The organism is Pseudomonas sp. TMW22080, assembly GCF_022496745.1.
GTDB lineage: Bacteria > Pseudomonadota > Gammaproteobacteria > Pseudomonadales > Pseudomonadaceae > Aquipseudomonas > Aquipseudomonas bubulae.
This window is the reverse complement of record NZ_SCFF01000002.1, coordinates 1-20,158: the sequence shown is the minus strand read 5'-3', so window position 1 is coordinate 20,158 and position 20,158 is coordinate 1. Positions and strand designations below refer to the sequence as shown.

Below are 20,158 nucleotides of genomic sequence, written 5' to 3'. Positions count from 1 at the left end.
GGAAGAGCACTACAGCTATTCGAAGGGGTCCGCTTTGATGCAATAGGTCAGCAAGGCATGGTCGTTAAGCACTTCCAGCTTCTGCATCGCAGCCACCTTTTGGGTGCTCACGGTTTTAACGCTGCGGTTCAATTGGCGGGCGATATCACCCACGCTATTGCCCGCAACAAACAGCCTCAGCACCTCAACTTCACGGGGTGAAAGTGTGGAGAAACGTTCATCAATGACTTTGGGGTTAGTCACCACAGAGATGGCTGGAGCAGCCGGGGCCGTATAGTCCCGATCGTTGGCCAACGCACTTAGGGCCTTGCCTATTTCTTCGCGGATATGGCTTTTAGCAATCACGCCTGCCACACCCAGCTCCAGCAAGCGCGAGATAATCAGATGATTGCTCATGACTGTCAGCACCAGGATCTTGACCCCGGGAAAATGCTCAATGATGTACTCGATCAGTTGCAGACCGTCGCCATAGGTTTCATCCCCTGGCATGTTGAAATCAGTAATCAGCAGTTCGGGTTGATGCAACTGCAACTGCTCGACCAACTGCGACGAGCTCAGCGCCTCGCCTACCAGGGAGAAATACTCATCACGTTGAATCATTTCCCGAAGCCCCAGTACCACCACTGGATGATCGTCGGCAATCACTACCTTTAATTCGCGCATTGCCTGGCTCCACATTGATGACATGGCAAGTCCGGCGCCCCCGGTTTCTACAGATCGAGCGCAGAACAAGACCCGTGGCGCCGCACTCAGCTACCCCGGTGATGGCTTAGAGCTATCGTCCAGTAAAAGAGTTTCAAAGTCGGCGCACGATATAGCGCCGCAAATAAGGAAACCTTGCACTTGATCACACTGGATGCTGCGCAGAAACTCGAGTTCGGCCTGTGTCTCGACGCCCTCGGCGACAACTGTCAGGCCCAGCTTGCGGCTCAGTTCAACAAGGCTGCGCAGTGCTGACGCCAGATTCTCGTTTTCGACACAGCCATGTACCAGCGACCGGTCAATCTTGAGCTCACTGAATGGAGTGGAAACCAGATTGAAGTAAGAGCTGAATCCCTTGCCAAAATCATCCTGGGCCAAGCCAAAGCCCATCATGCGCAAACGACAAGCTCCCGCATAGTAATTACTGAGCTCTTCTGTGGTTGAACTCTCCATCAGTTCAAAAACGATACTGCGTGGCTCGCCACCATCAGCAATCACAGCGTCGCGCAGACGGTCGGCGAGCGCATGGTTATCCAGCAAATGCGTGGGCAAGTTGATTGAAACCGGAATATCCCAGCCCTGCTCTCGCCATTGTCTTTGGGCTTGAAGTGTTTGCTCCAGCATCAGCCACAACAGCCGCTCTTCAAGACCGTGGCTGATCAACAAGGTCAGAAAGTCCTTGGGCAATAACAAGCCGGCCTCGGGATGCACCCAACGCACCAGGGCTTCTGCACTGAGAATATTGCCGTTGCGCAGGGATTTCTTGGGCTGGAACCATGCTTGAATCTGCCCGTTGGCCATGGCCAATTCGATACTCTGCGGGTCGACTTCAATGGCCAGTGAGGGGTCCGTATCACCGTTAAGGCGGAAAAGCTCCATTCGCTCTTTCAAGCGCTGTACCGCATTGAACTCGACCGGTTTGGAGATCAGGCCAATCACTGAAATACCCAGGTTTTTTGCTGCCAACCCCGCACTAATCAGCATGCGCCGGGACGAGGCGCTCATCAGTGCCAACGCCGGTTTATTTTTCAGGGCGGCAACTCTCTGGATCAGTTGCACACCATCCATCACAGGCATCAGCAAGTCACTGAGCAGCAAGTCATAGTCATGACGCGCCAGACACTCCAGCGCGCCATCGCCATCCCAAACGGTGTCAACTGTAAAGCCACCCACCTCATTGAAAACGTTCAGCAAATACTCATGCTGAAAAGGGTGATCCTCAACGACCAGTACACGATAGGGCTTCACTGGATCCTCCTTTAGAAGTGCTGAAGACAGTTGTATAGGGTGTGCAGCGTAAAAGGCTTGATCAGGCAGTGATTCATCCCCGCATTCAGACAGCGCTCGCTCTCCTCACGCATGGCATTGGCCGTTGCACCAATGATCGGCAGCGTTATGTTCATGGCCCGCAACCGGGCCGCCAGCTCATAACCGTTCATTTTCGGCATGTTGACGTCGGTCAGCAGCAGATCAAAATCGTCGTCGCGCCAACGCTCGAGTGCTTCCAGTCCATCGCTGACCAATGTCACTGTGCAACCCAACTCTTCAAGTTGATCTCGCAGAATCAGTTGATTGATCACATTGTCTTCGGCAACCAGAATGCGCAAACCGAGCTTGAGTTCCGTCTTCACCGTACCCGGCTCAAGATCGCTGCCAATACCCATGCCCTGGGCCTTGCACAGGGCACGATAGACGTCCTGCAAGCTGCTCAGGTCCGCTTGCCAGCAAGGGTTTTCAACGGCGGGAGCTACCGACATGTCACTGGCGGCTACCACCAGCGGGCCTGTCCAGCCAGGTTCAAGCAATTGCCGGGCAGCGCCGGGATGCAGCTCCAATAAAACAGCAGCATCGGATGCATCCCCTGGTTTCGGCGCCCCAAGATGAGCCCGCGCACCCCAACGGCGTAACCAGGCGCAATAACACTCGGCCAGTTCGCGCACGGGGGAAACCACATAAACAACGCGGGCCGCCAACTCGCCAAAAGGGCTAAAACGCGCCGGTTCGCTAACCTGCACCAAGGGCAGATGCAGGGTAAAACTGCTACCCAATCCCGGCTCACTGACCAGACGCATGGTGCCATTCATCAAGTGCATAAGGCGCTTGCAGATGGACAGGCCCAGCCCGGTGCCGGCGACCACGTTTTTCGCAGACTCCACTTGATAAAAAGGCTCGAACAGATGAGCCTGCTCTTCATGGGCAATACCTTTGCCAGTATCGGAAACCTGCCAGTGCAACATCACGCGCTCATCATCACGGCTGTCCATTTTCAGACGCAGGACAATTTTTCCGTAGTCCGTGAACTTCAGGGCGTTATTGAGCAGGTTATTCAAGATCTGGCGGATGCGGGTGACATCACCGCTGAGCCACTCGGGCACCGTTGAATCAATCAATGCAAACAACTGCAGGCCCTTGGCCTGGGCTGCGCCACTGTAGCCCAGGACCACCTCTTCTATCAGCTCAAGAGGGCTGAAGGTGTTGAGTTCCAGTTGCAGCTGACCCGCCTCGATACGCGACACATCCAGCACGTCGCAAATCAGCTGCAACAAGTTGCCGGATGAGCGTTCGATAGCCTTGAGATAGTTGTTCTGCTGATCGTTAAGTTCGGTACGCGCCAGCAGTTCCAGCGTGCCCAAAACACCGTACAGGGGTGTACGGATTTCGTGGCTCATGGTTGCCAGAAACAGAGTCTTGGCCTCATTGGCCCGGTCCGCCAGTTGCCGGGCACGTTCGAGGGTTACTTCAATCTGTTTACGTGCGCTGATGTCGCTGAACGCGCAAATCAGCACATCCTGACTTTTGTAGCGCGTAGGGGCAAAGGCCAGGTACAGAAGACGGCCATCCTCCATTTCGATCTCATCACTGTTGCGCAAGTCACATTCATCGAACGCGCGTGAAATCCAGCCATGGCATAACTTGCTGCGCTCAGTGCCGTTACCCAGCCACTGTTGTGACAAGGAGTTTTCCAGTACCACGGTGCCGTCTGTGCGCCGGATTACACACAGGGCCATCGGTGCAACTTGCAATACGGCACGACTGAACGCCTCACTTTCAACCAGCGCCTGAATGCGTTTCTCACCCGGGGTGATCAGGCGCCGATCAATGCGCACAATCAGTAATCGCAAGCCGATGCAGACGGCAATAAACAACAAAACACAGCCCAACAAAGGCCCGCCCAAAACTGGCAATAGAGATTTGATATCTAAGGCATAAACGATTTGCCAGCCCGAATAGCCCAGCTTCTTCGTGATTGCCAGGCTATCGGGCAACCAGCCACTACCGATAAAGCCAAACGAATTCTTGGGTTCCAGCGTCTGCAATGAATTGACGAGAGTGGATTGTGCGGCGTTGGTGAACAGAATCTGGCCTTGACCGTTGAGCAGCATGAAGTCACCGGCACTTTCACTGCGCAAGGCCTCTACCAGATCCGGAACCTCGACCTCAATGCCCAGCCAGCCGGAAGACAGGTTACGGTTATCGAGTCGGGAAAATAAATAAAAGGGGGCATTCAGGACCTTGCTGTCGGTCAGCCACAGATCATCACCAAATGAATAGGCCTTGGCCCCTTCATCAAGCAGGCGCTGCAACACCACTTTGGGCAGCGGTTCAAGGTTGCCTGAAGAGTCGAACAAACACACCACTTTGGGCTTATCCGTCTGCGGCACATACAACAGATTGACTTTGCTTTCGTGCAAATAATCCATCATCCGCCGGGTCAGCCAAAGGTTCCAGTGGCCAGCCTCACTGCCCAGGCTGATGTTGACCTCTTCTTGTGGATCAATACCGGCGACCGTTTGGCCTGCCTGATGATCAGGCACAGTGGCCAGCACCAGGCTCTTGAGAAGCGTCTGGCGGCTGACGAAAAAATCCTGGGCATTGAACACCGCCTCGTTCATAAAACTGCGGCGCTGCGAGACCTCTTCGTTGAACACGGCACGCAAGTATACGAACGACCCCGCAAGGAGTCCGACGATCAGGCCACAGGCAAATAAGTGCAGGAGTTTTCGAGCGGCTTGGGGGGTCGATTTCATGCCGCAAGCCTGAGGCTGCGGCATGCAAAAAATAATCAGACAATTCCTGAAACCAGTCGTCGCTGACTCCGCTCTGCTACGGGGGAGTGACGCTTATTACGGACGCACCGCACTCAAATCCATCCGCCCGTCTTTCATCGGCGGGCACCAGTAGTAGCCACCGTTAAGTGGACGGCTGTAACGATACAAGCCATCGATGATGCCGTCTTCCAGACCGCTCATGCGCCGCAGTTGCACTTCAAAGGCATTCAGCGTGCGGCCAAAGGCAACAAACATCAGCCCGGACTTGCCGTTTTCTGTCCACGGCATGGAGCGGCGCACGATAAAGGCCTCTGGCGTGAAGCTTTCCTGGGCCGTCCGCTTGACGTGGGCCGACTCCGGCGCATCGTCCAGCTCTTCGTTGTCGCTCTTGCGACGGCCCATGATGTTGTCCTGCTCTTCGGACGGCAGTGCGGCAAAACCGTTCAGGTCATGCTGCCACTGCTGAATGGCAACAAAGCTGCCACCGTCCAGCCCGGCGCCAGCATTGGCAACGATGGCCGCGTCCACAGCCGCTTCGTCCACCGGGTTTTCAGTGCCGTCTTCGTAGCCGGTCAGGTCACGATCAGTGCCGTAACGGAAGCCTTCGGTCACTTGCAGCAGGTTGAACGCAGGCGCCAGGGCAGTCTCGATGGCCTGGCTGCGGTGCAGCAGCTCGCCACGGTCTTCGCCCAGTAACCACAGCCACAGGGCGTGCTGGGTCGACGGGTTTTCAACCATGGCATTGATCGCAGGAAACACCCGCAACCCCGGGACTTTCGCGCCAAGGGCCAATACCAGCGGCGAACCAAAACCGGCCACCACGCTTTTGCCATCCACCCACTGCGACAAGGTGTCGAGTGCCGCCGGCAAAGCTTCTACTGACTTGAGGGCGAAAAACATGTAACGCGCTTGCGAAGGTATCGGTTTGGCAAGAATGCTCGACTGGTAGAGACTCATAGAAACTCCTTTGGAAAGCCTGGAGTTTACTCCTACCAGTACTTTTTCCGTCACCTCAGAGGGATTTTTCTTAAGTTCAACCCCTGCATATCAAGGCTCATGACGACAGCTGGTTGGCAAACTGACCCACGGCATCGACCACTTTCTGCGCGCCATCCTGGATTTCGACAATCACCGTGCCCGCTTCGGCAGCCAACGCCAATCCTGCTTCGGCCTGAAGCTTGCCATCGGCCATCAGGGTCACGGCGCTACGGGCCATGTCCTGGTTTTGCCGCACCACACCGATGATTTCTTCAGTGGCCTTGCTGGTGCGCGACGCCAATTGGCGCACTTCGTCAGCCACGACGGCAAAACCGCGACCTTGTTCACCGGCACGCGCGGCCTCAATGGCGGCGTTAAGCGCCAGCAAGTTGGTCTGGTCGGCAATCGAGCTGATGGTCTTGACGATGCTGCCAATCACTTGCGATTGATCGCTCAAGGCTTCAATGCCGTCACCCGCCTGCTGCATGTGACGGGCCAGATCACGCATCACTTGCACCGCTTCGGTCACCACTTTGGTGCCGCGCTGGGCGCTGCTGTCGGTTTGCAGCGAAGTGCTGTAGGCAATGCCTGCCGCTTCGCAGACGGCCTGTTCCTGATGAACCTGATCGGTGATCACCGTGGCGAACTTCACCACTTTGTACAGGTTGTCATTGGCGTCGCGCACCGGGTTGTAGGTGGCCTCAAGCCATACATCACGGCCGTGACTGTCGATGCGCTGAAAGCGTGCCGCGACAAACTCACCCGCATTTAAACGCTGCCAGAAGGCCTGGTATTCGGCACTGTTCTGTTCTTGCGGGGTGCAGAACATGCGGTGATGTTTGCCCTGGATCTGCCCCAGGGTATACCCCATGCCGGAGAGAAAACGCTCATTGGCGGTCAGCACTTCGCCCTTGAGGTTGAACTCGATCACGGCGGTAGAACGCATCAGCGCACTCATCAGGTTTTCATGGTCGCGGGAAGTTTCGATGGTGCGCGTCAGGTCACTGGAGAAAATCGAAATGCGCAGCACCCGCCCGCTGGAGTCCAGAATCGGCTGCATGATCGAGCGCAGCCACGCTTCCTGGCCATTGCCGCGCAGCAAGCGCACGGTGCCACTGTAATGTTCATTGCGCTTCATGGCGCTCTTGAAACGAAGGCTGTGTTCGTCGTTTTTCAGGTGTGCGGGCACCAGTTCATCAATATGCAGACCCAGCAACGCAGTACCGGTGTAGTGCATCTGTTGGGTGAAGTTATGGTTGGCTGTCTCGATGCGCCCATCCGCACCCAGAGACAGCACCAGCATTTCGCTGTCCAGGCTCTCCCGAACCTGCTGCAGGCTGGATATTTCTTCGCGAAGAGCCGACAGCTCTTGCTTCAAGCGTGTGTTGAACATGGGGTACCCGGAGCAATGAAAGAATGCGTGCAACAGAATCGGCTTTAGGCGAATTTTCTGGAGCGCCGAAAACGACCGTTCATCCAAAACCGAGGCCACTGAATAACCCTGCACATTCATGGCCACACACAGCGGGCCATCGGAATTGCTCCCGCTTTGATTTACTGTGCTCGGGCCATCCCATAACCATAAGAAAACCGAGGTACATTTCATGGCCACCGAGATTACAGACAGCCGCTCTGCCCGCTTTGCCCTGCGCTGCTCGAACTTTGCCGAGCGCTGGTTTCCCGATTCGTGGGTGTTCGCAGCTGTTGCGGTAATAACCGTGGCACTGGCCACGATGCTGATGGGCGCCAAACCCACCGATGCCGCCATGGCATTTGGTGACGGCTTCTGGAGCCTGATCCCGTTCACCATGCAAATGGCCTTCGTGGTGATTGGCGGTTATGTGGTGGCCAGCTCGCCGCCCGCCGTCAAATTGATCGACAAACTGGCCCGGGTACCGAAAAACGGCCGCCAGGCGGTGTGCTGGGTAGCGTTGATTTCAATGGTCGCGTCATTGCTCAACTGGGGGCTGTCGCTGGTGTTTGGCGGCTTACTGGTACGGGCACTGGCCCGGCGCACCAACCTGCGCATGGACTATCGCGCCGCCGGCGCTGCGGCCTACCTGGGGCTGGGCGCGGTGTGGGCACTGGGGTTGTCGTCTTCGGCTGCACAGTTGCAAGCCAACCCCGCCAGCCTGCCGCCGTCGATTCTGGCGATTACCGGGGTTATCCCCTTCACTGAAACCATCTTTCTCTGGCAGTCCGGGGTGTTGCTGGCGGCGCTGGTAGTGGTGTCGTTGATTGTCGCCTACGCCACCGCACCCGGCGCTGAATCGGCCCGCGACGCAGCTGCCTGCGGTATCGACCCGAGCTTCAGCTCACCGAAGCTCCCCCCGCGCACTCGCCCCGGTGAGTGGCTGGAATACAGCCCGCTGCTGACCATTTTGCTGGTGCTGCTGGCTGCTGGCTGGTTGTTCCATGAGTTTTCGACCAAACCGGCGATCAGCGCCATCTCCGGGCTCAACACTTACAATTTTCTGTTCCTGATGCTCGGTGCCCTGCTGCACTGGCGCCCGCGCAGTTTTCTCAATGCCGTGACCAGCGCCGTGCCAACCACCACCGGAGTGATGATCCAGTTTCCGCTGTATGGCTCGATTGCCGCATTGATGACGGTGGTCAAGGGCACCGACGGGCAAACACTGGCCCACCATATTTCGACGTTTTTCGTGCAGATCGCGTCCCATGACACCTATGCATTATTGATGGGCGTGTATTCGGCGATTCTGGGCTTTTTTATCCCGTCGGGTGGCGGCAAGTGGATTATCGAAGCGCCGTACGTGATGCAGGTGGCCAATGATCTGGGCTATCACCTGGGTTGGGCTGTGCAGATCTACAACGCCGCCGAGGCGCTGCCCAATCTGATCAATCCGTTTTACATGCTGCCGCTGCTGGGCGTACTGGGTTTGAAGGCGCGGGACTTGATCGGCTTCTCGTTTGTGCAACTGTTGGTGCACACGCCGCTGGTGCTGTTTTTGCTGTGGGCATTGGGGACGACGCTGGTGTATACCGCGCCGGTGATGCCGTAAGCGAACTCGTAACTAAATGTGGGAGCGGGCTTGCTCGCGATTCAGGCGGCGCGGTAAAGCAGGAAAACCGCGTCGATACCATCGCGAGCAAGCCCGCTCCCACAGGTTATGCATGCAACTTTATACTGCGCCCACCGGCCGCAAACGATACTGCGGCGGCAACTGGTCAAGGCCGCTGATGGTGGTGTTCAGGCTTTTCCAGCGACCGTCCTTGATCCCGTAGATGCAGCCATGCACCGACAGCTTCTGCCCGCGGTGCCAGGCATTTTGCACAATATTGGTATGCCCGACGTTCGCCACCTGCTGGATCACGTTCAATTCGCAGAGGCGGTCAACCCGCTCTTCCTCGGTGGGTAACAGCGCCAGCGCTTCACGATTCTCGTAATACAGGTCACGAATCGAACGCAGCCAGCCATCGATCAGCCCCATCTGCTGGTCCTTCATCGATGCGCGTACACCGCCACAGCCATAGTGGCCGGTCACCAGAATATGTTTGACCTTCAAAACGTCGACCGCGTACTGGATCACCGACAGGCAGTTCAAGTCAGTGTGCAACACGACATTGGCCACGTTGCGGTGCACAAAAAGATCGCCGGGCAACATGCCGACAATTTCGTTGGCCGGCACCCGCGCATCCGAACAACCAATCCACAGGTATTCCGGTGTTTGCTGGCGGGCCAGCTTGGCGAAGAAGTCGGGATCTTCCTGCTTGATCGCATCGGCCCAACGCTCATTGTTATCAATCAGATCTTGTAGTTCGTTCATGCTGTGGAGCCTCAAGAGTTGATGCGCTGTTCTGACAGCCGACCAGCGGTCGGGGTCACTTGCCCCATGACATTCCGGCGGTCAGTTGGGTGGAATCTTCAGCAATGGCTACAGTCATCGTATTAAAGCACCCAGAGTATGAGGAATTACCATGACTGATTCACGTCGCCCCTACGGGGCACCACAACCTGCGCCCATCGACGATATCGAAGACGCCATGGGCTCGGTGGAGCCGCTGGATTTTGATGATGACGATACCTATGAGCCCGTCAGCGACTTGTTTGTCGACGATACAGGCTCCAGGCACAGAGCCGCGCTGGATGACGAACTGGATCTGGGCCTCAACGACGACGACCTGGAGCAGGAGATGCTGATCCGCGAGGACGGCGCCCGCGATGCCAAGGAGGCTGCCCAGGGCCCGGACGGTGCCGCTGACTGGGATCTGAGCCTGGTTGATGAAGACGAAATCGGCGCCGGCAAAGGGCTGGATGAAGCCGAACTGGCGGAAATTGACCCGGTGGGACGCAAGCGTTGAAAGGTAAACCCTGTGGGAGCGGGCTTGCTCGCGATCGGATCAACACGGTTTACCTGATAAACCGCAGCGCCAGCAAGCCCGCTCCCACACAACGACTTTTCGCCGTCAGTCGACCAGCGTACAGGCCATCACCACCGCATCTTCACGCCCACCCACAGCCGGGTAGTAGTCACGGCGACGGCCGATTTCATTGAAGCCATAACGCTCATACAACTTGAACGCCGCGGTATTGCTGTCGCGCAACTCAAGGAAGCATTCGCGCGCCTCATGCTGATAGGCAATCGACATCAAGTGCTCAAGCAGCTTGAGCCCCAGGCCACGGCCCTGGCTCTCGGGCTTGACGGTGATATTGAGCAGATGGGCCTCGTCGAGGATGATCTGCACCACGCCATGCCCTACCTGCTGCTCACCTTCAAACATCAGCCAGATATGGTACTTGCCCAGGCCGTCGAGAAATATGCCGCGGGTCCAGGGGTGACTGAAAGCGGCGTATTCAATTTTCAATACCGCATCAAGGTCCGCCTCGGTCATCGGGCGAAAAGTTACCGCATCACTCATCGTTCTGTTTCCAGCGCGCCATTAGCCGGCGCATGGCTTGCCACACATGCGCTTTGCGTTGTGGCTCATCCATTAAGAGTTCCAGGCCCGGCAACGCCCATGCGCTGCCCAGCCCTTCAATTTGCAGTTCAGTGTTGAACGCCTCGGCATCGGCCTCACCGGCAAAGCGCACCGCAGGCAGCCCGATCAGCCACAAACAGGCACATTCGGCCTCTTCCAGGCGGGCCATAAGAAAGCCCTGCACAAACTCACGCGCAGCCTCGGGCCCTTGATCGACATTGCCACGCCGCAGCAACGGCCAGCGCACCGGCTCGCCAATGATTTGCGGGCTGTCGGGCAAGCCGGCAGCGCGCAACATGTCCTTTAACAATAAATAGGCCGGGTCGCGGCTCTGGAATGCACCGCCTGTGGGTAACTCCACCAGCACCAGGCAACGTCCGGCCCGCAGTAACTGCAGGGCAAAACGCGGCGGTGGCAGTTGCACGACCTTGGCCGGTACAGGTGCCAACTCGGCTTCGACCACCGGTTTGCTGACCGGGCGACTGACCGAAGGCCGGGGCACTTCGATTTTTGGCCGCTCGACAGGTTTGCCCGGTGCAACCGCCGCCTTGACCGCAGGCCTTGTGATCACAGGCTCCGCGGGCGGCTCGGGGAGCACCAGCAGTTCTGGCCGCGAAGGGGCGGCAAACGGCAGTTCAGTGCGCGGCAACCAGCTGACCACTTGCATGGCAGTCAAGAAAGCGCGGCGGCGGGACTCATTCAACAAGGGTCGGCCATCTGTGGATTACTAAAGTGTGGGGATTCTACCGCCCTTCTGCCCTTCCCGCCCGCAGTTGATCTGCCAAGTGATGACTCGACAGCACGTTGCAGTACAATCGCGGCCTTTACTTGCCAATTGACCGGCCCTCCCATGATCGAACCCAAGCGCGTTTTACGTGCCCTCGCCGAGCACTGGGCACTCCTTGAGCCTTTGTGTGAACACTTCGACCAAGGCACCCTGAGCCTGAACGAATTACGCCTGCAACTGGCCGTTCATCAGATGGACAGCACGCCGCAAGACATCACCGCCGTGCTCGATGCCTGGATTCGTCTGGACATTCTGGTGCCGGTCGCCAAAAGCCCGAACCGTTTCGAGCTAAACGCCCAGATTCACGACTTTCTGGCTTATTTGCGCCACGAGCACCGCCTTGGCCTGTGCCTGGAAATCGAAGCCTACCTGCGCCATCTGGAGCGGCTGGCAGGTTATATCCAGGATGCCTTCGACATTCGAGACGGCCATGACCTGGCACGCCAGCTGCGTTTACTCGATATGCGGGTACGCGATGTATTGAAAAAACTCGCCAACGATGAACAGGCGCTGGTGGCCGTAGCCGAACGGGCCAAGACCAGCGACCGGCAAATTCCGTTGCGTCAGCGCTATGCCGAAGTGCTGGCAACCTGGGATGAATACGTCGAACCCATGATTCAGCTGGTCAACGCCGACGGCGCTTTCGAGCAAGGCGTACGCAAGGTCGAAGTGGTGCTGCTGCGCATGCTCAGCGAACAGCAACGCCTCGGCCACTTGGTAGACGACGACATGCTGCTGCGCACCCATGCGCGCATCCTTGAGATGCAAACCAGCGCCCAGATGACCCTGCGCCATGCCCGTGAATTGCTACTGCCGCTGCGTGAAGAAGCCCGCCGGCACAATGCCGTGACCCGTGGTGCCGCGCTGGCACTGGCAGCCATCCGCCGCAAAGGCCTGGACGCAGTGCCGCAAGCAGCCATGCCGATGTTCACCCGCCCGCAAAGCACCTTTTTGGGTAGCGCCAGTCAGGTTGAGGCTTATGTCTATGCCCTGGCCCGCTTCGAAGCCAAACCGGCGAAATTTCCCAAGGCGCATAAGGTCCACCGCGGCGAAACGCCCAAGGCCCCGCGCACGGTCAAGGAAATGCTCGACCGCTGCAGCGATGCGCTACCGATGCCGGACTTGATGTGCTGGCTGCTGGCACAAGAGCCAGACGGCGACACCGATGAGCTGCTGTACTGGTTCTCACGCCTGTCCCGTGAAAAACGCTTCGGGCGCGAACGCCTGGAGCGCCGCGATTACCACACCCACGAACATTTGGTCAGCCTGCGCTCCTTCGCTCTGCTTTCTCACAGCGAAGATGCGACCCAGACTACTGCGAGCTCTCTGCATGCATCTTGATCTTTCTGAACTGTCCCAGCTGGCACCGATTTTTCGTGAGCTGTTCAAGGGTTATCACGTCAGCCGCCGCGACCCGGAGCTGTACGCGCAACTGTCGAACTTCCAGGATCAATACCGCGCCCTGTTTAAAGCCCTGGGCTTTGAACTGGTGTGTGATACCCGCGGCTTCTATTACTTTGTGCCCGACACTGCCACTGCGCAGGTCAACAAGACCGCACAGCGCCTGGCGCTATTCACGTTTATCATCGTCGAGCATCTGGCCGATCAGGGCCGCGACCCGATCGCCGTGCTCGACGGTGGCAGCCTGGGCCGCGACGAGTTGCCTGCGCTGCTGGAAAAATACCGCGACCTGTTTGTGCAGGCTGAAGTCACCAGCCAGGACGAACTGGAAGAAAAGATCATGCGCCGCATGACCCAGCTCGGTTTTGCCAGTGAAGAACCCGGCATCTATCGCTTTCTGCCACCCATGCACCGTTTTCTCGATGTGTGCCTGTCGGTGCAACAAGACCGCGACCTGGCCGCCAGCCTGCACAGCATCCTGCCATTGCCCACGCCGGTGCTGGCCGATGACGACAGTGATGACGAGGCCGCATTGGCCCGCGCCATTGCCGACGAACAACAGGAGATGGACGCATGAGCCAGGAACGCTACGGCATTCGCCGCTTTGCCCTGTTGAACACCGCCGGTTACAGCCTGGGGCTGTTCCCGCTGGAACACCCGCTGTCGGTCTACGGGGCGAACAACCTCGGCAAATCGGCATCAATCAACGCCCTGCAGTTCCCGATTCTGGCGCGCATGTCCGACATGAGCTTCGGCAAATACAGCCTTGAGCAGTCGCGACGCTTCTACTTTGCCTCGGACACCAGTTACATCCTGGTCGAAGTGTCCCTACCCCACGGCCCCCATGTGATCGGTGTTGTCGGTCGCGGCCCGGGGGGCGGCTTCGGTCACCAGTTTTTTGCCTACGCGGGCAAACTGGACCTGGCCCACTACCAGAAAGACGACACCTGCCTGCGCCAGAAGGAGCTGTTCAACAACCTGGAGCGTAATGGCCTCAAAGCCTACGAGCTCAAGCCTGATGAGCTTCGGCGTCTGCTAGTGGGCGGCCATACGTCGATCCCCCTGGACCTGACCCTGATCCCGCTGCGCTCCACCAGCGAGCAGAGCCTCAAGACCTTCCGCGCGCTATTTATCAACCTGCTGCATATGCGCGAAATCACTGCGGCCAAGCTCAAGCAACTGTTCCTCGATGCGTTCGAACACAGCCTGCGTTCGGGCAGCGTTGATTACATTGCCGCGTGCGAAGAAGCTTTCCGTGATGTACGACGCATGGAGCAGGACTACAACGCACTGGTCGGCGCCGGGCCGTTGGTCGAGGCATTGGCCGCAGGTGTGCGCCAGCGCGACCTGCTGCGTGGCAAGCTGCACCGCCTGTCACCGCTGCTCGATTCCTTGCTCGGTACCTGGCAGGACTACGCCGGGGCCCGCAAGGAAGAGCTGCTGATCCAGTCCGAGCACTACCGCAACGAACAGGACGCCCTGCAAAACAACCAGCGCAGCAGCACTCAGGAGTTGATGCGTCTTGAGCGGGAAATTTCCGGTATCCAGCGCTGGCTCGGCGAGTTGTCAGTGCTCAAACATCGTTTCGCCCTGGTCGACGACGTAAAGGTGCTTGAGCAGCAATTGCTGAGCGCCAAAGACGCCCACGACGAACTGGCGGGGGCGCTGGCGCAGTCGCGTCAGTTCAGTGCCGAGGATCTGGACGAGCGACTGCGCGATCTGGAAAAGCGCCTCAAGTCGGTCAAGCAGCAGCTCGATCACGCCGACAACAACAGCTATGCCCGCTTGCGCGAAGAGTTTTCGCAGCAGGATGTGGAACGCCTGATGCGCCTGTTCAACAGTGCCCTGTTCAGCCTGCCCCTGGGTGAGCACGGGATTGCGCTGGATGACAGCGATGCCTGGGTCAAATCGCTGGAGCTGATCCTCGATGGCTTTAAAGGCGAGCGTTTTGAAGCCCCGGGCCTGTCCATCGACTTGAGCCATATCGAGCCCCCTGCCCTGCAGGCACTGGCGGACCGCGCGGCTTTGCGCGAGCAGAAAGAGCGTCTGGAAAAAGAGCTCAAGCAACTCAAGACCCAGCAGGCCGTGACCTCTGACCGCGCCGCAAGCAAGAGCGAAGCCGAGTCCCTGTATCAGCAGGTGCTGGATGCGCAAAAGGCGCTGGAAGATTTCCGCCGCAGCCAGACGCTCAGTGCAGAAGAAGGCGAAAAACTCGAGCAACTGGCTCAGGCCGAAGCTGCGCAGGACGAGTTGAAACGCTCCAGCGATGCCTTCACCGAGCGCGTCCAGCAGTTGTCGGCCAAGTTGCAACTGGTCGGTCGCCAGATCGGTGACATGGAAGCCAAACAGCGCACCCTGGATGACAGCTTGCGTCGACGCCAACTGCTGCCCGCCGACTTGCCGTTCGGTACGCCATTTATGGATCCGGTCGACGATTCGATGGACAACCTGCTGCCGTTGCTCAACGACTATCAGGACAGCTGGCAGGGCTTGTTGCGTTGCGACGGCCAGATCGAGGCGCTGTACGCTCAGGTACGCCTCAAGGGTGTGGCCAAGTTCGACAGTGAAGACGATATGGAGCGGCGCCTGCAGTTACTGATCAACGCCTACGCCCACCGCACCGAAGAAGCCCTGACCCTGGGCAAGGCGCGCCGGGCCGCAGTCACCGATATCGCCCGCACGCTGCGCAATATCCGCAGCGACTACGACAGCCTCGAGCATCAACTGGCATTGTTCAACCGCGAAATCAACAAGCGTCAGGTGTCCAACCTCAAAAGCTTCCGTATCGTGCTGGCCCCCAACAAGGAGGCGCTCAAACATATCGATCAGATTATCCACAGCGCCAGCCAGTACGAAGAAGGCGAGACACTGTCGGTGTTTGACCTCAGCCAGAGCACCGAACAGGACAACAAGAACGAAGAGGCCAAGGAGTATCTGGCGCGCCTGGTGGCAGCCAACCATAACCAGTTGGGGCTCAAGGACTTGTTCGAGCTGGCGTTCGAGATCACCAAGCTCAATGGCCAGCCGGTGATCCACACGGATATCGATGGCGCGGCGTCCAACGGTACGACCATGACGATCAAGGCGCTGACCAACATGTATTTGTTGCTGCACTTGATGGACCGCGATCAGGCCGGGCGTATTCGCTTGCCGTACTACCTGGACGAAGCTGCCGACATTGACGAGAAAAACCAGACAGCTCTGCTGGAGACCAGTTTGCAGCTGGGCTTTGTACCGATTCTGGCCAGTGTGAAGCCGCAGGTCTGCGCCCATGTGGCCATCGACCTGGAAGGCGGCAGCGGCCCTAACGGGATCTATATCGATGAAGACGACTGGAAGTACATTCGTCGCCATGACGAGGTGAAACCTGATGCGTTGACGGCGGTGGAAGAACGCGAACTGGATGAAGTCTGAGACTGAACCCCGTACATAAAAAAACCGCGATCATTGATCGCGGTTTTTTTTGCAGCTTATTTGCCTAACGGGATCTTCGGTGCCCACTGCAGCCATTCGTCTTCGAACTTGTCAAAGAGCGGGAAGGTTTGCTCAGGGCGAGCCTGGGTGCCCAGCTTGTCGCCGTCCGGTGTGGCGAAGGCAATGCCACCCTGCACCAGGGTTTCCAGGGATTCAGTACGAATCGTTGCTCCTTTGAACAAACCGAAGTCGACACCAAAACCGCTCGTATTCCAGAAGCGGCTACCGCTACGCACCAACGGCGCGTAACGCGGCTCGATCAGGATATGTACCAGCACCCGGTCGGCACTGTTGCCCAACTCATACCCCGTGACTTTACCCACGGTGACTTCACGGTAGGTGACAGGCACGCCCTCCTTGAGCGAACCACGACGGGCAGCGCTCAATACCAGGCTCAATCCGGCCTGGGAAACGGCGGCATCCGGCGCTTGCTCCAGGGCTACAAAACTGGTCTGGCGCCCCAGTTGTTTGCTCGCCGGTTGCACCTCGAGGTACTGGCCGGTGACCAGGGTTTCGAGGTTGGCCGTTTTCATCAAACCAAGCTCCGGCTTGACCACCCAGAATTGGCTGCCAACCCGCGCAATCCGCTCAGGCACTTCGGTGATGCGGGCCTTGAGCAGAACCGATTGCAGGTCCTCGCTCAGGTCAATGCTTTCGATCTTGCCAACATCCAGCCCCTTGAAGCGAATCGGCGTACCCTCGCGCAGGCCATCGGCACGCGGCACCTTGATCGTAACGGCGACTCCCTGCTGCATGGCTGCGTCACGGTCAGTAAACAGACGGAAACGCGGGATACGTTTTTGCAGCGGCGCCTTGGCTTCCGGTGTTTCAAAAGCAATCCCGCCTGCCATCAGACTTTGCAGGGATTCGCTTTTAACCTGGATACCGCCGGTCAAACCGCCGGTCAACGTGATGCCGCTGGCATTCCAGAAACGGGTCGAAGCATTGACCAGATTCTCGTATTCCTTCTCGATATGGACACCGATCACCAACTGCTTTTTGGTGCGGGAGAACTGATAGCTCTGCACCGAACCGACCTTGACCTGCTTGTAGAGGATCGGGCTGCCGACATCCAGCGAGCCCAGGTTCTCGGTAAAGAGCACCATATGCAGGCCCGGTGAGCGCAGATCCAGCGGCGGAGCCTTTGGCCGGGCGACGAATTCGCGTTCGGGGGTGCTGCCCTTGTCACCCGGGCGAATGGCAATGTAGTTGCCTTTGACCAGCGCCTCCAGCCCGGTAATGCCGGCCAGGGAGATGGACGGCTTGACCACCCAGAACTGGGTGCCCTGCACCAGGTAATCTTCTGCCAACGGGTCCAGAGTCAGCTCGGCACTGGCGCTGGTCAGATCAGGGTCCACCTTGAGACCCTTGAGGCTACCGACCTGGATGCCTTTGTACATGACCGGCGTACGACCGGCCTGCAGGCCCTCGAAGTCGCTGAGTTTGACTTTGACCTTGATCCCCGCCTGCGCGGCATCGAAGTCTTCATAAAGACGGAACGGCAGGCTCGAATCGGTGGGCGGGCTGTCTTTGCGGTTCTCTGGAGTGGCGAAGGCAATACCACCGGCCACAATACTGGCCAGAGATTCGCTGCGCAGTTTCACACCCGACAGGTTGGCGTCGATGCTGATACCGCTGGCATTCCAGAAGCGCGTATGTTTGCGCACCAGATTGGCGTAGGTCGGCTCGATAAAGACTTTGATTTCAACAGTGCTTTGGTCTTCGGAAAGCACATAGCTTTTGATCTGCCCTACCTGGATCTGCTTGTAGAACACCGGGCTGCCACGGTTCAACGAACCGAGACGCTCAGCTTTAAGCGTCAGGTGCAGACCTGGTTTGGCATCAGACAAGGGCGGTTCTTGTGACAGCGCCTTGAACTTGCGTGCAGGCTCGCCATCGGCGGGACTGACCGCAATATAGTTGCCGGACACCAGCGTTTCGAGCCCGGTGATACCGGCCAGAGTGACACTGGGTTTGACCAGCCAGAAACGGGTATTGGTTTTCAGGTATTGCTCAACGTCCTTGTCCATTTCGACGGTAGCAATCACCCCTTTGCTGGGGCCAGACTCGTCGAGGGCGAGGGTTTTCACCTTGCCCACGGGCATGCCTTTGTAGACCACCTCGGTCTTGTTGGCGACGATGCCTTCGCCGCTCTCGAAACGCACCTGAATATCGATGCCGGTTTCGCTGTAGGCGCGCCACCCCAGCCAGCCACCGATGACCAGGGCAATAAGCGGAAGGATCCAGATCGCCGACCAGTTGGAAGCCGGGCGGGTTTTAGCGGTAGGCAAGTCACTCATGGTCGTCGTCCGACTCCGTGTTGTCCCAAATCAGTCGGGGATCAAAAGTTACAGCTGCAAGCATCGTTAGCACCACCACACTGGCAAATGCCACTGCGCCAAGATTGGCTTCGATGCTGGCTATGCGTCCAAAATTCACCACGGCCACCAAAATGGCAATGACGAAAATATCCAGCATTGACCAACGGCCAATGAACTCGATAAATCGGTACATGATGATACGTTGCCGGGCAGAAAGAGGCTGATGGCGTTGTACCGAAAACAACAGCAAGGCGATGCCGACCAGCTTGAAGGTGGGCACCAGAATACTTGCCACAAACACCACGGCAGCAATCGGGATCATGCCGTGCTGTACCAGCTCGATGACACCCGCCATGATCGTACTCGGCGAGCCCTGGCCCAATGAGTTGACTGTCATGATCGGCAGCAGGTTGGCCGGGATATAGAGAATGGCCGACGTCAGCAGCAATGCCCAGGTGCGCATCAAACTGTCGGGGCGACGCGCGTGAACCAGAGCACCGCAGCGAGTACAGGTTTGCTCGTCGGTTTCGGGGTCTTGCCTGTTCAGTTCGTGGCATTCGCCACAGATCAAGATACCCGCATCAATCGCCCGCATGAGCATCCTCCCCGGATAACGCCTGCCAGATCTGGTGAGGTGACATCACCACTTCCAGCCAGACCTGTACCAGCAACAGGCTGACAAAACAGACCAGGCCCAGGCCAAGACTCAGCTCAGCCAGATCGGACAGTTTTACGATGGCCACCAGCACGCCCATGAAGTACACCTCAAGCATGCCCCAATCACGCAGATGGTGATAAATGCGGTAAATCAGCAAACCGTAGCTGCGCCCGATATTCCAGCGAATGCTCAGCAACACAGCAAGCTGGCAGAGCAACTTGAGCAGCGGGATGCCCATGCTGCACAGGAACACCACCACCGCGATGCCTTGCATGCCGGTGTTGTACAAACCGAGCACACCACTCCAGACCGTGTCTTGCGACGCCTGGCCCAGTAGATTGAGCTGCATGATGGGTAAAAAGTTCGCAGGTATGTAGAGCAGCAAAGCAGCAATCACAAGCGCAAGGCTGCGTTCAACCACCTTGTACCTATGAGCGTAGAGTTCATAGCCGCAGCGCGGGCATTGGGCTTTCTCACCGAGAGCGAGATGCGGCTTGCGCATCAGTAGATCGCACTCATGACAGGCCACCAACTCGTCCAGCGGTAATTCTGACACCCTGCGGGGGTCAACCGGATCTGGCATATAGGGAGTCTCAGGCTCAGAAAATGACTGGGCCTATTCTAGTGCGCGGGCTACAAAATAACTGTGCCTATTTGCAGGACTTTAGCTGCAGGCGATCTGAAGAACGATACGCTCAGGCGGGTCATAACTTTTTTCGCCACAAAAACAAACCCCCTGTCTGCGTGAGCAGACAGGGGGTTTGGAATTTAATCTTGACGATGACCTACTCTCACATGGGGAAACCCCACACTACCATCGGCGATGCATCGTTTCACTACTGAGTTC

Annotated in this window: 16 protein-coding genes; 5 read left to right on the top strand and 11 right to left on the bottom strand. The window is 57.8% G+C overall.

The window, feature by feature from the left end:
* Positions 1 to 15: 15 nt before the first annotated feature.
* The 5 genes from EQV96_RS06400 to EQV96_RS06380 form a co-directional block, all read right to left on the bottom strand.
* On the bottom strand, positions 16 to 663 hold the full coding sequence (locus EQV96_RS06400; RefSeq protein WP_095003207.1) for a response regulator: 648 nt from the start codon (positions 661 to 663) through the stop codon (positions 16 to 18).
* Between the two features lie 90 nt (positions 664 to 753).
* Positions 754 to 1,950, bottom strand: a complete 1,197-nt coding sequence (locus tag EQV96_RS06395; protein ID WP_095021239.1) for an EAL domain-containing response regulator — start codon at positions 1,948 to 1,950, stop codon at positions 754 to 756.
* Positions 1,951 to 1,961: 11 nt separating this feature from the next.
* Positions 1,962 to 4,730 carry an ATP-binding protein gene (locus tag EQV96_RS06390; protein WP_095021246.1) on the bottom strand — a complete coding sequence of 923 codons (2,769 nt, stop codon included), beginning with the start codon at positions 4,728 to 4,730 and terminating at the stop codon, positions 1,962 to 1,964.
* A 96-nt stretch (positions 4,731 to 4,826) separates the two neighbouring features.
* Positions 4,827 to 5,708, bottom strand: coding sequence for a Dyp-type peroxidase (locus EQV96_RS06385; protein WP_095039415.1), 882 nt, complete (start codon positions 5,706 to 5,708; stop codon positions 4,827 to 4,829).
* A 97-nt stretch (positions 5,709 to 5,805) separates the two neighbouring features.
* Positions 5,806 to 7,122 carry a PAS domain-containing methyl-accepting chemotaxis protein gene (locus EQV96_RS06380; RefSeq protein ID WP_095021247.1) on the bottom strand — a complete coding sequence of 439 codons (1,317 nt, stop codon included), beginning with the start codon at positions 7,120 to 7,122 and terminating at the stop codon, positions 5,806 to 5,808.
* Positions 7,123 to 7,333: 211 nt separating this feature from the next.
* Here EQV96_RS06380 and EQV96_RS06375 point away from each other — a divergent pair, with 211 nt between their 5' ends.
* Positions 7,334 to 8,752 carry a TIGR00366 family protein gene (locus EQV96_RS06375; RefSeq protein ID WP_095027170.1) on the top strand — a complete coding sequence of 473 codons (1,419 nt, stop codon included), beginning with the start codon at positions 7,334 to 7,336 and terminating at the stop codon, positions 8,750 to 8,752.
* A gap of 120 nt (positions 8,753 to 8,872) precedes the next feature.
* Here the strand turns inward: EQV96_RS06375 and can are convergent, their stop codons facing one another.
* The gene (gene can / locus EQV96_RS06370; RefSeq protein WP_095003211.1) at positions 8,873 to 9,517 is read right to left on the bottom strand and encodes a carbonate dehydratase; all 645 of its coding nucleotides are present in this window, start codon (positions 9,515 to 9,517) and stop codon (positions 8,873 to 8,875) included.
* A gap of 151 nt (positions 9,518 to 9,668) precedes the next feature.
* Between can and EQV96_RS06365 the strand changes: the two genes are divergently transcribed.
* On the top strand, positions 9,669 to 10,052 hold the full coding sequence (locus EQV96_RS06365; protein WP_169916771.1) for a serine kinase/phosphatase: 384 nt from the start codon (positions 9,669 to 9,671) through the stop codon (positions 10,050 to 10,052).
* 105 nt (positions 10,053 to 10,157) lie between these two features.
* Here EQV96_RS06365 and rimI read toward each other — a convergent pair whose 3' ends face one another.
* Both rimI and EQV96_RS06355 read right to left on the bottom strand, forming a co-directional pair.
* A complete protein-coding gene (rimI, locus tag EQV96_RS06360) occupies positions 10,158 to 10,610 on the bottom strand; it encodes a ribosomal protein S18-alanine N-acetyltransferase (RefSeq protein WP_016781701.1) in 453 nt (150 codons plus the stop codon).
* Positions 10,603 to 11,376 carry an energy transducer TonB gene (locus tag EQV96_RS06355; RefSeq protein WP_095003212.1) on the bottom strand — a complete coding sequence of 258 codons (774 nt, stop codon included), beginning with the start codon at positions 11,374 to 11,376 and terminating at the stop codon, positions 10,603 to 10,605. The genes rimI and EQV96_RS06355 overlap by 8 nt, the downstream gene beginning before the upstream one ends.
* A gap of 144 nt (positions 11,377 to 11,520) precedes the next feature.
* Here EQV96_RS06355 and mksB point away from each other — a divergent pair, with 144 nt between their 5' ends.
* From mksB to mksF, 3 genes are read left to right on the top strand one after another with little or no spacing between them, the layout of a single operon-like run.
* Positions 11,521 to 12,798: an Mks condensin complex protein MksB gene (gene mksB, locus EQV96_RS06350; RefSeq protein ID WP_240881607.1), complete on the top strand. Its 1,278-nt coding sequence runs from the start codon at positions 11,521 to 11,523 to the stop codon at positions 12,796 to 12,798.
* Complete coding sequence (mksE, locus tag EQV96_RS06345; protein ID WP_095003214.1) at positions 12,788 to 13,435, top strand: Mks condensin complex protein MksE; 648 nt, start codon at positions 12,788 to 12,790, stop codon at positions 13,433 to 13,435. The genes mksB and mksE overlap by 11 nt, the downstream gene beginning before the upstream one ends.
* The gene (gene mksF / locus EQV96_RS06340) at positions 13,432 to 16,272 is read left to right on the top strand and encodes an Mks condensin complex protein MksF (RefSeq protein ID WP_095019682.1); all 2,841 of its coding nucleotides are present in this window, start codon (positions 13,432 to 13,434) and stop codon (positions 16,270 to 16,272) included. Before mksE ends, mksF begins: the two co-directional genes overlap by 4 nt.
* A 56-nt stretch (positions 16,273 to 16,328) precedes the next feature.
* Here the strand turns inward: mksF and EQV96_RS06335 are convergent, their stop codons facing one another.
* The 3 genes from EQV96_RS06335 to EQV96_RS06325 are packed head-to-tail and all read right to left on the bottom strand — an operon-like array spanning position 16,329 to position 19,894.
* Positions 16,329 to 18,632: an MlaD family protein gene (locus EQV96_RS06335; protein ID WP_095003216.1), complete on the bottom strand. Its 2,304-nt coding sequence runs from the start codon at positions 18,630 to 18,632 to the stop codon at positions 16,329 to 16,331.
* The gene (locus EQV96_RS06330) at positions 18,625 to 19,248 is read right to left on the bottom strand and encodes a paraquat-inducible protein A (protein ID WP_095003217.1); all 624 of its coding nucleotides are present in this window, start codon (positions 19,246 to 19,248) and stop codon (positions 18,625 to 18,627) included. Before EQV96_RS06330 ends, EQV96_RS06335 begins: the two co-directional genes overlap by 8 nt.
* The gene (locus EQV96_RS06325) at positions 19,235 to 19,894 is read right to left on the bottom strand and encodes a paraquat-inducible protein A (protein ID WP_095003218.1); all 660 of its coding nucleotides are present in this window, start codon (positions 19,892 to 19,894) and stop codon (positions 19,235 to 19,237) included. The genes EQV96_RS06330 and EQV96_RS06325 overlap by 14 nt, the downstream gene beginning before the upstream one ends.
* Positions 19,895 to 20,158 lie beyond the last annotated feature (264 nt).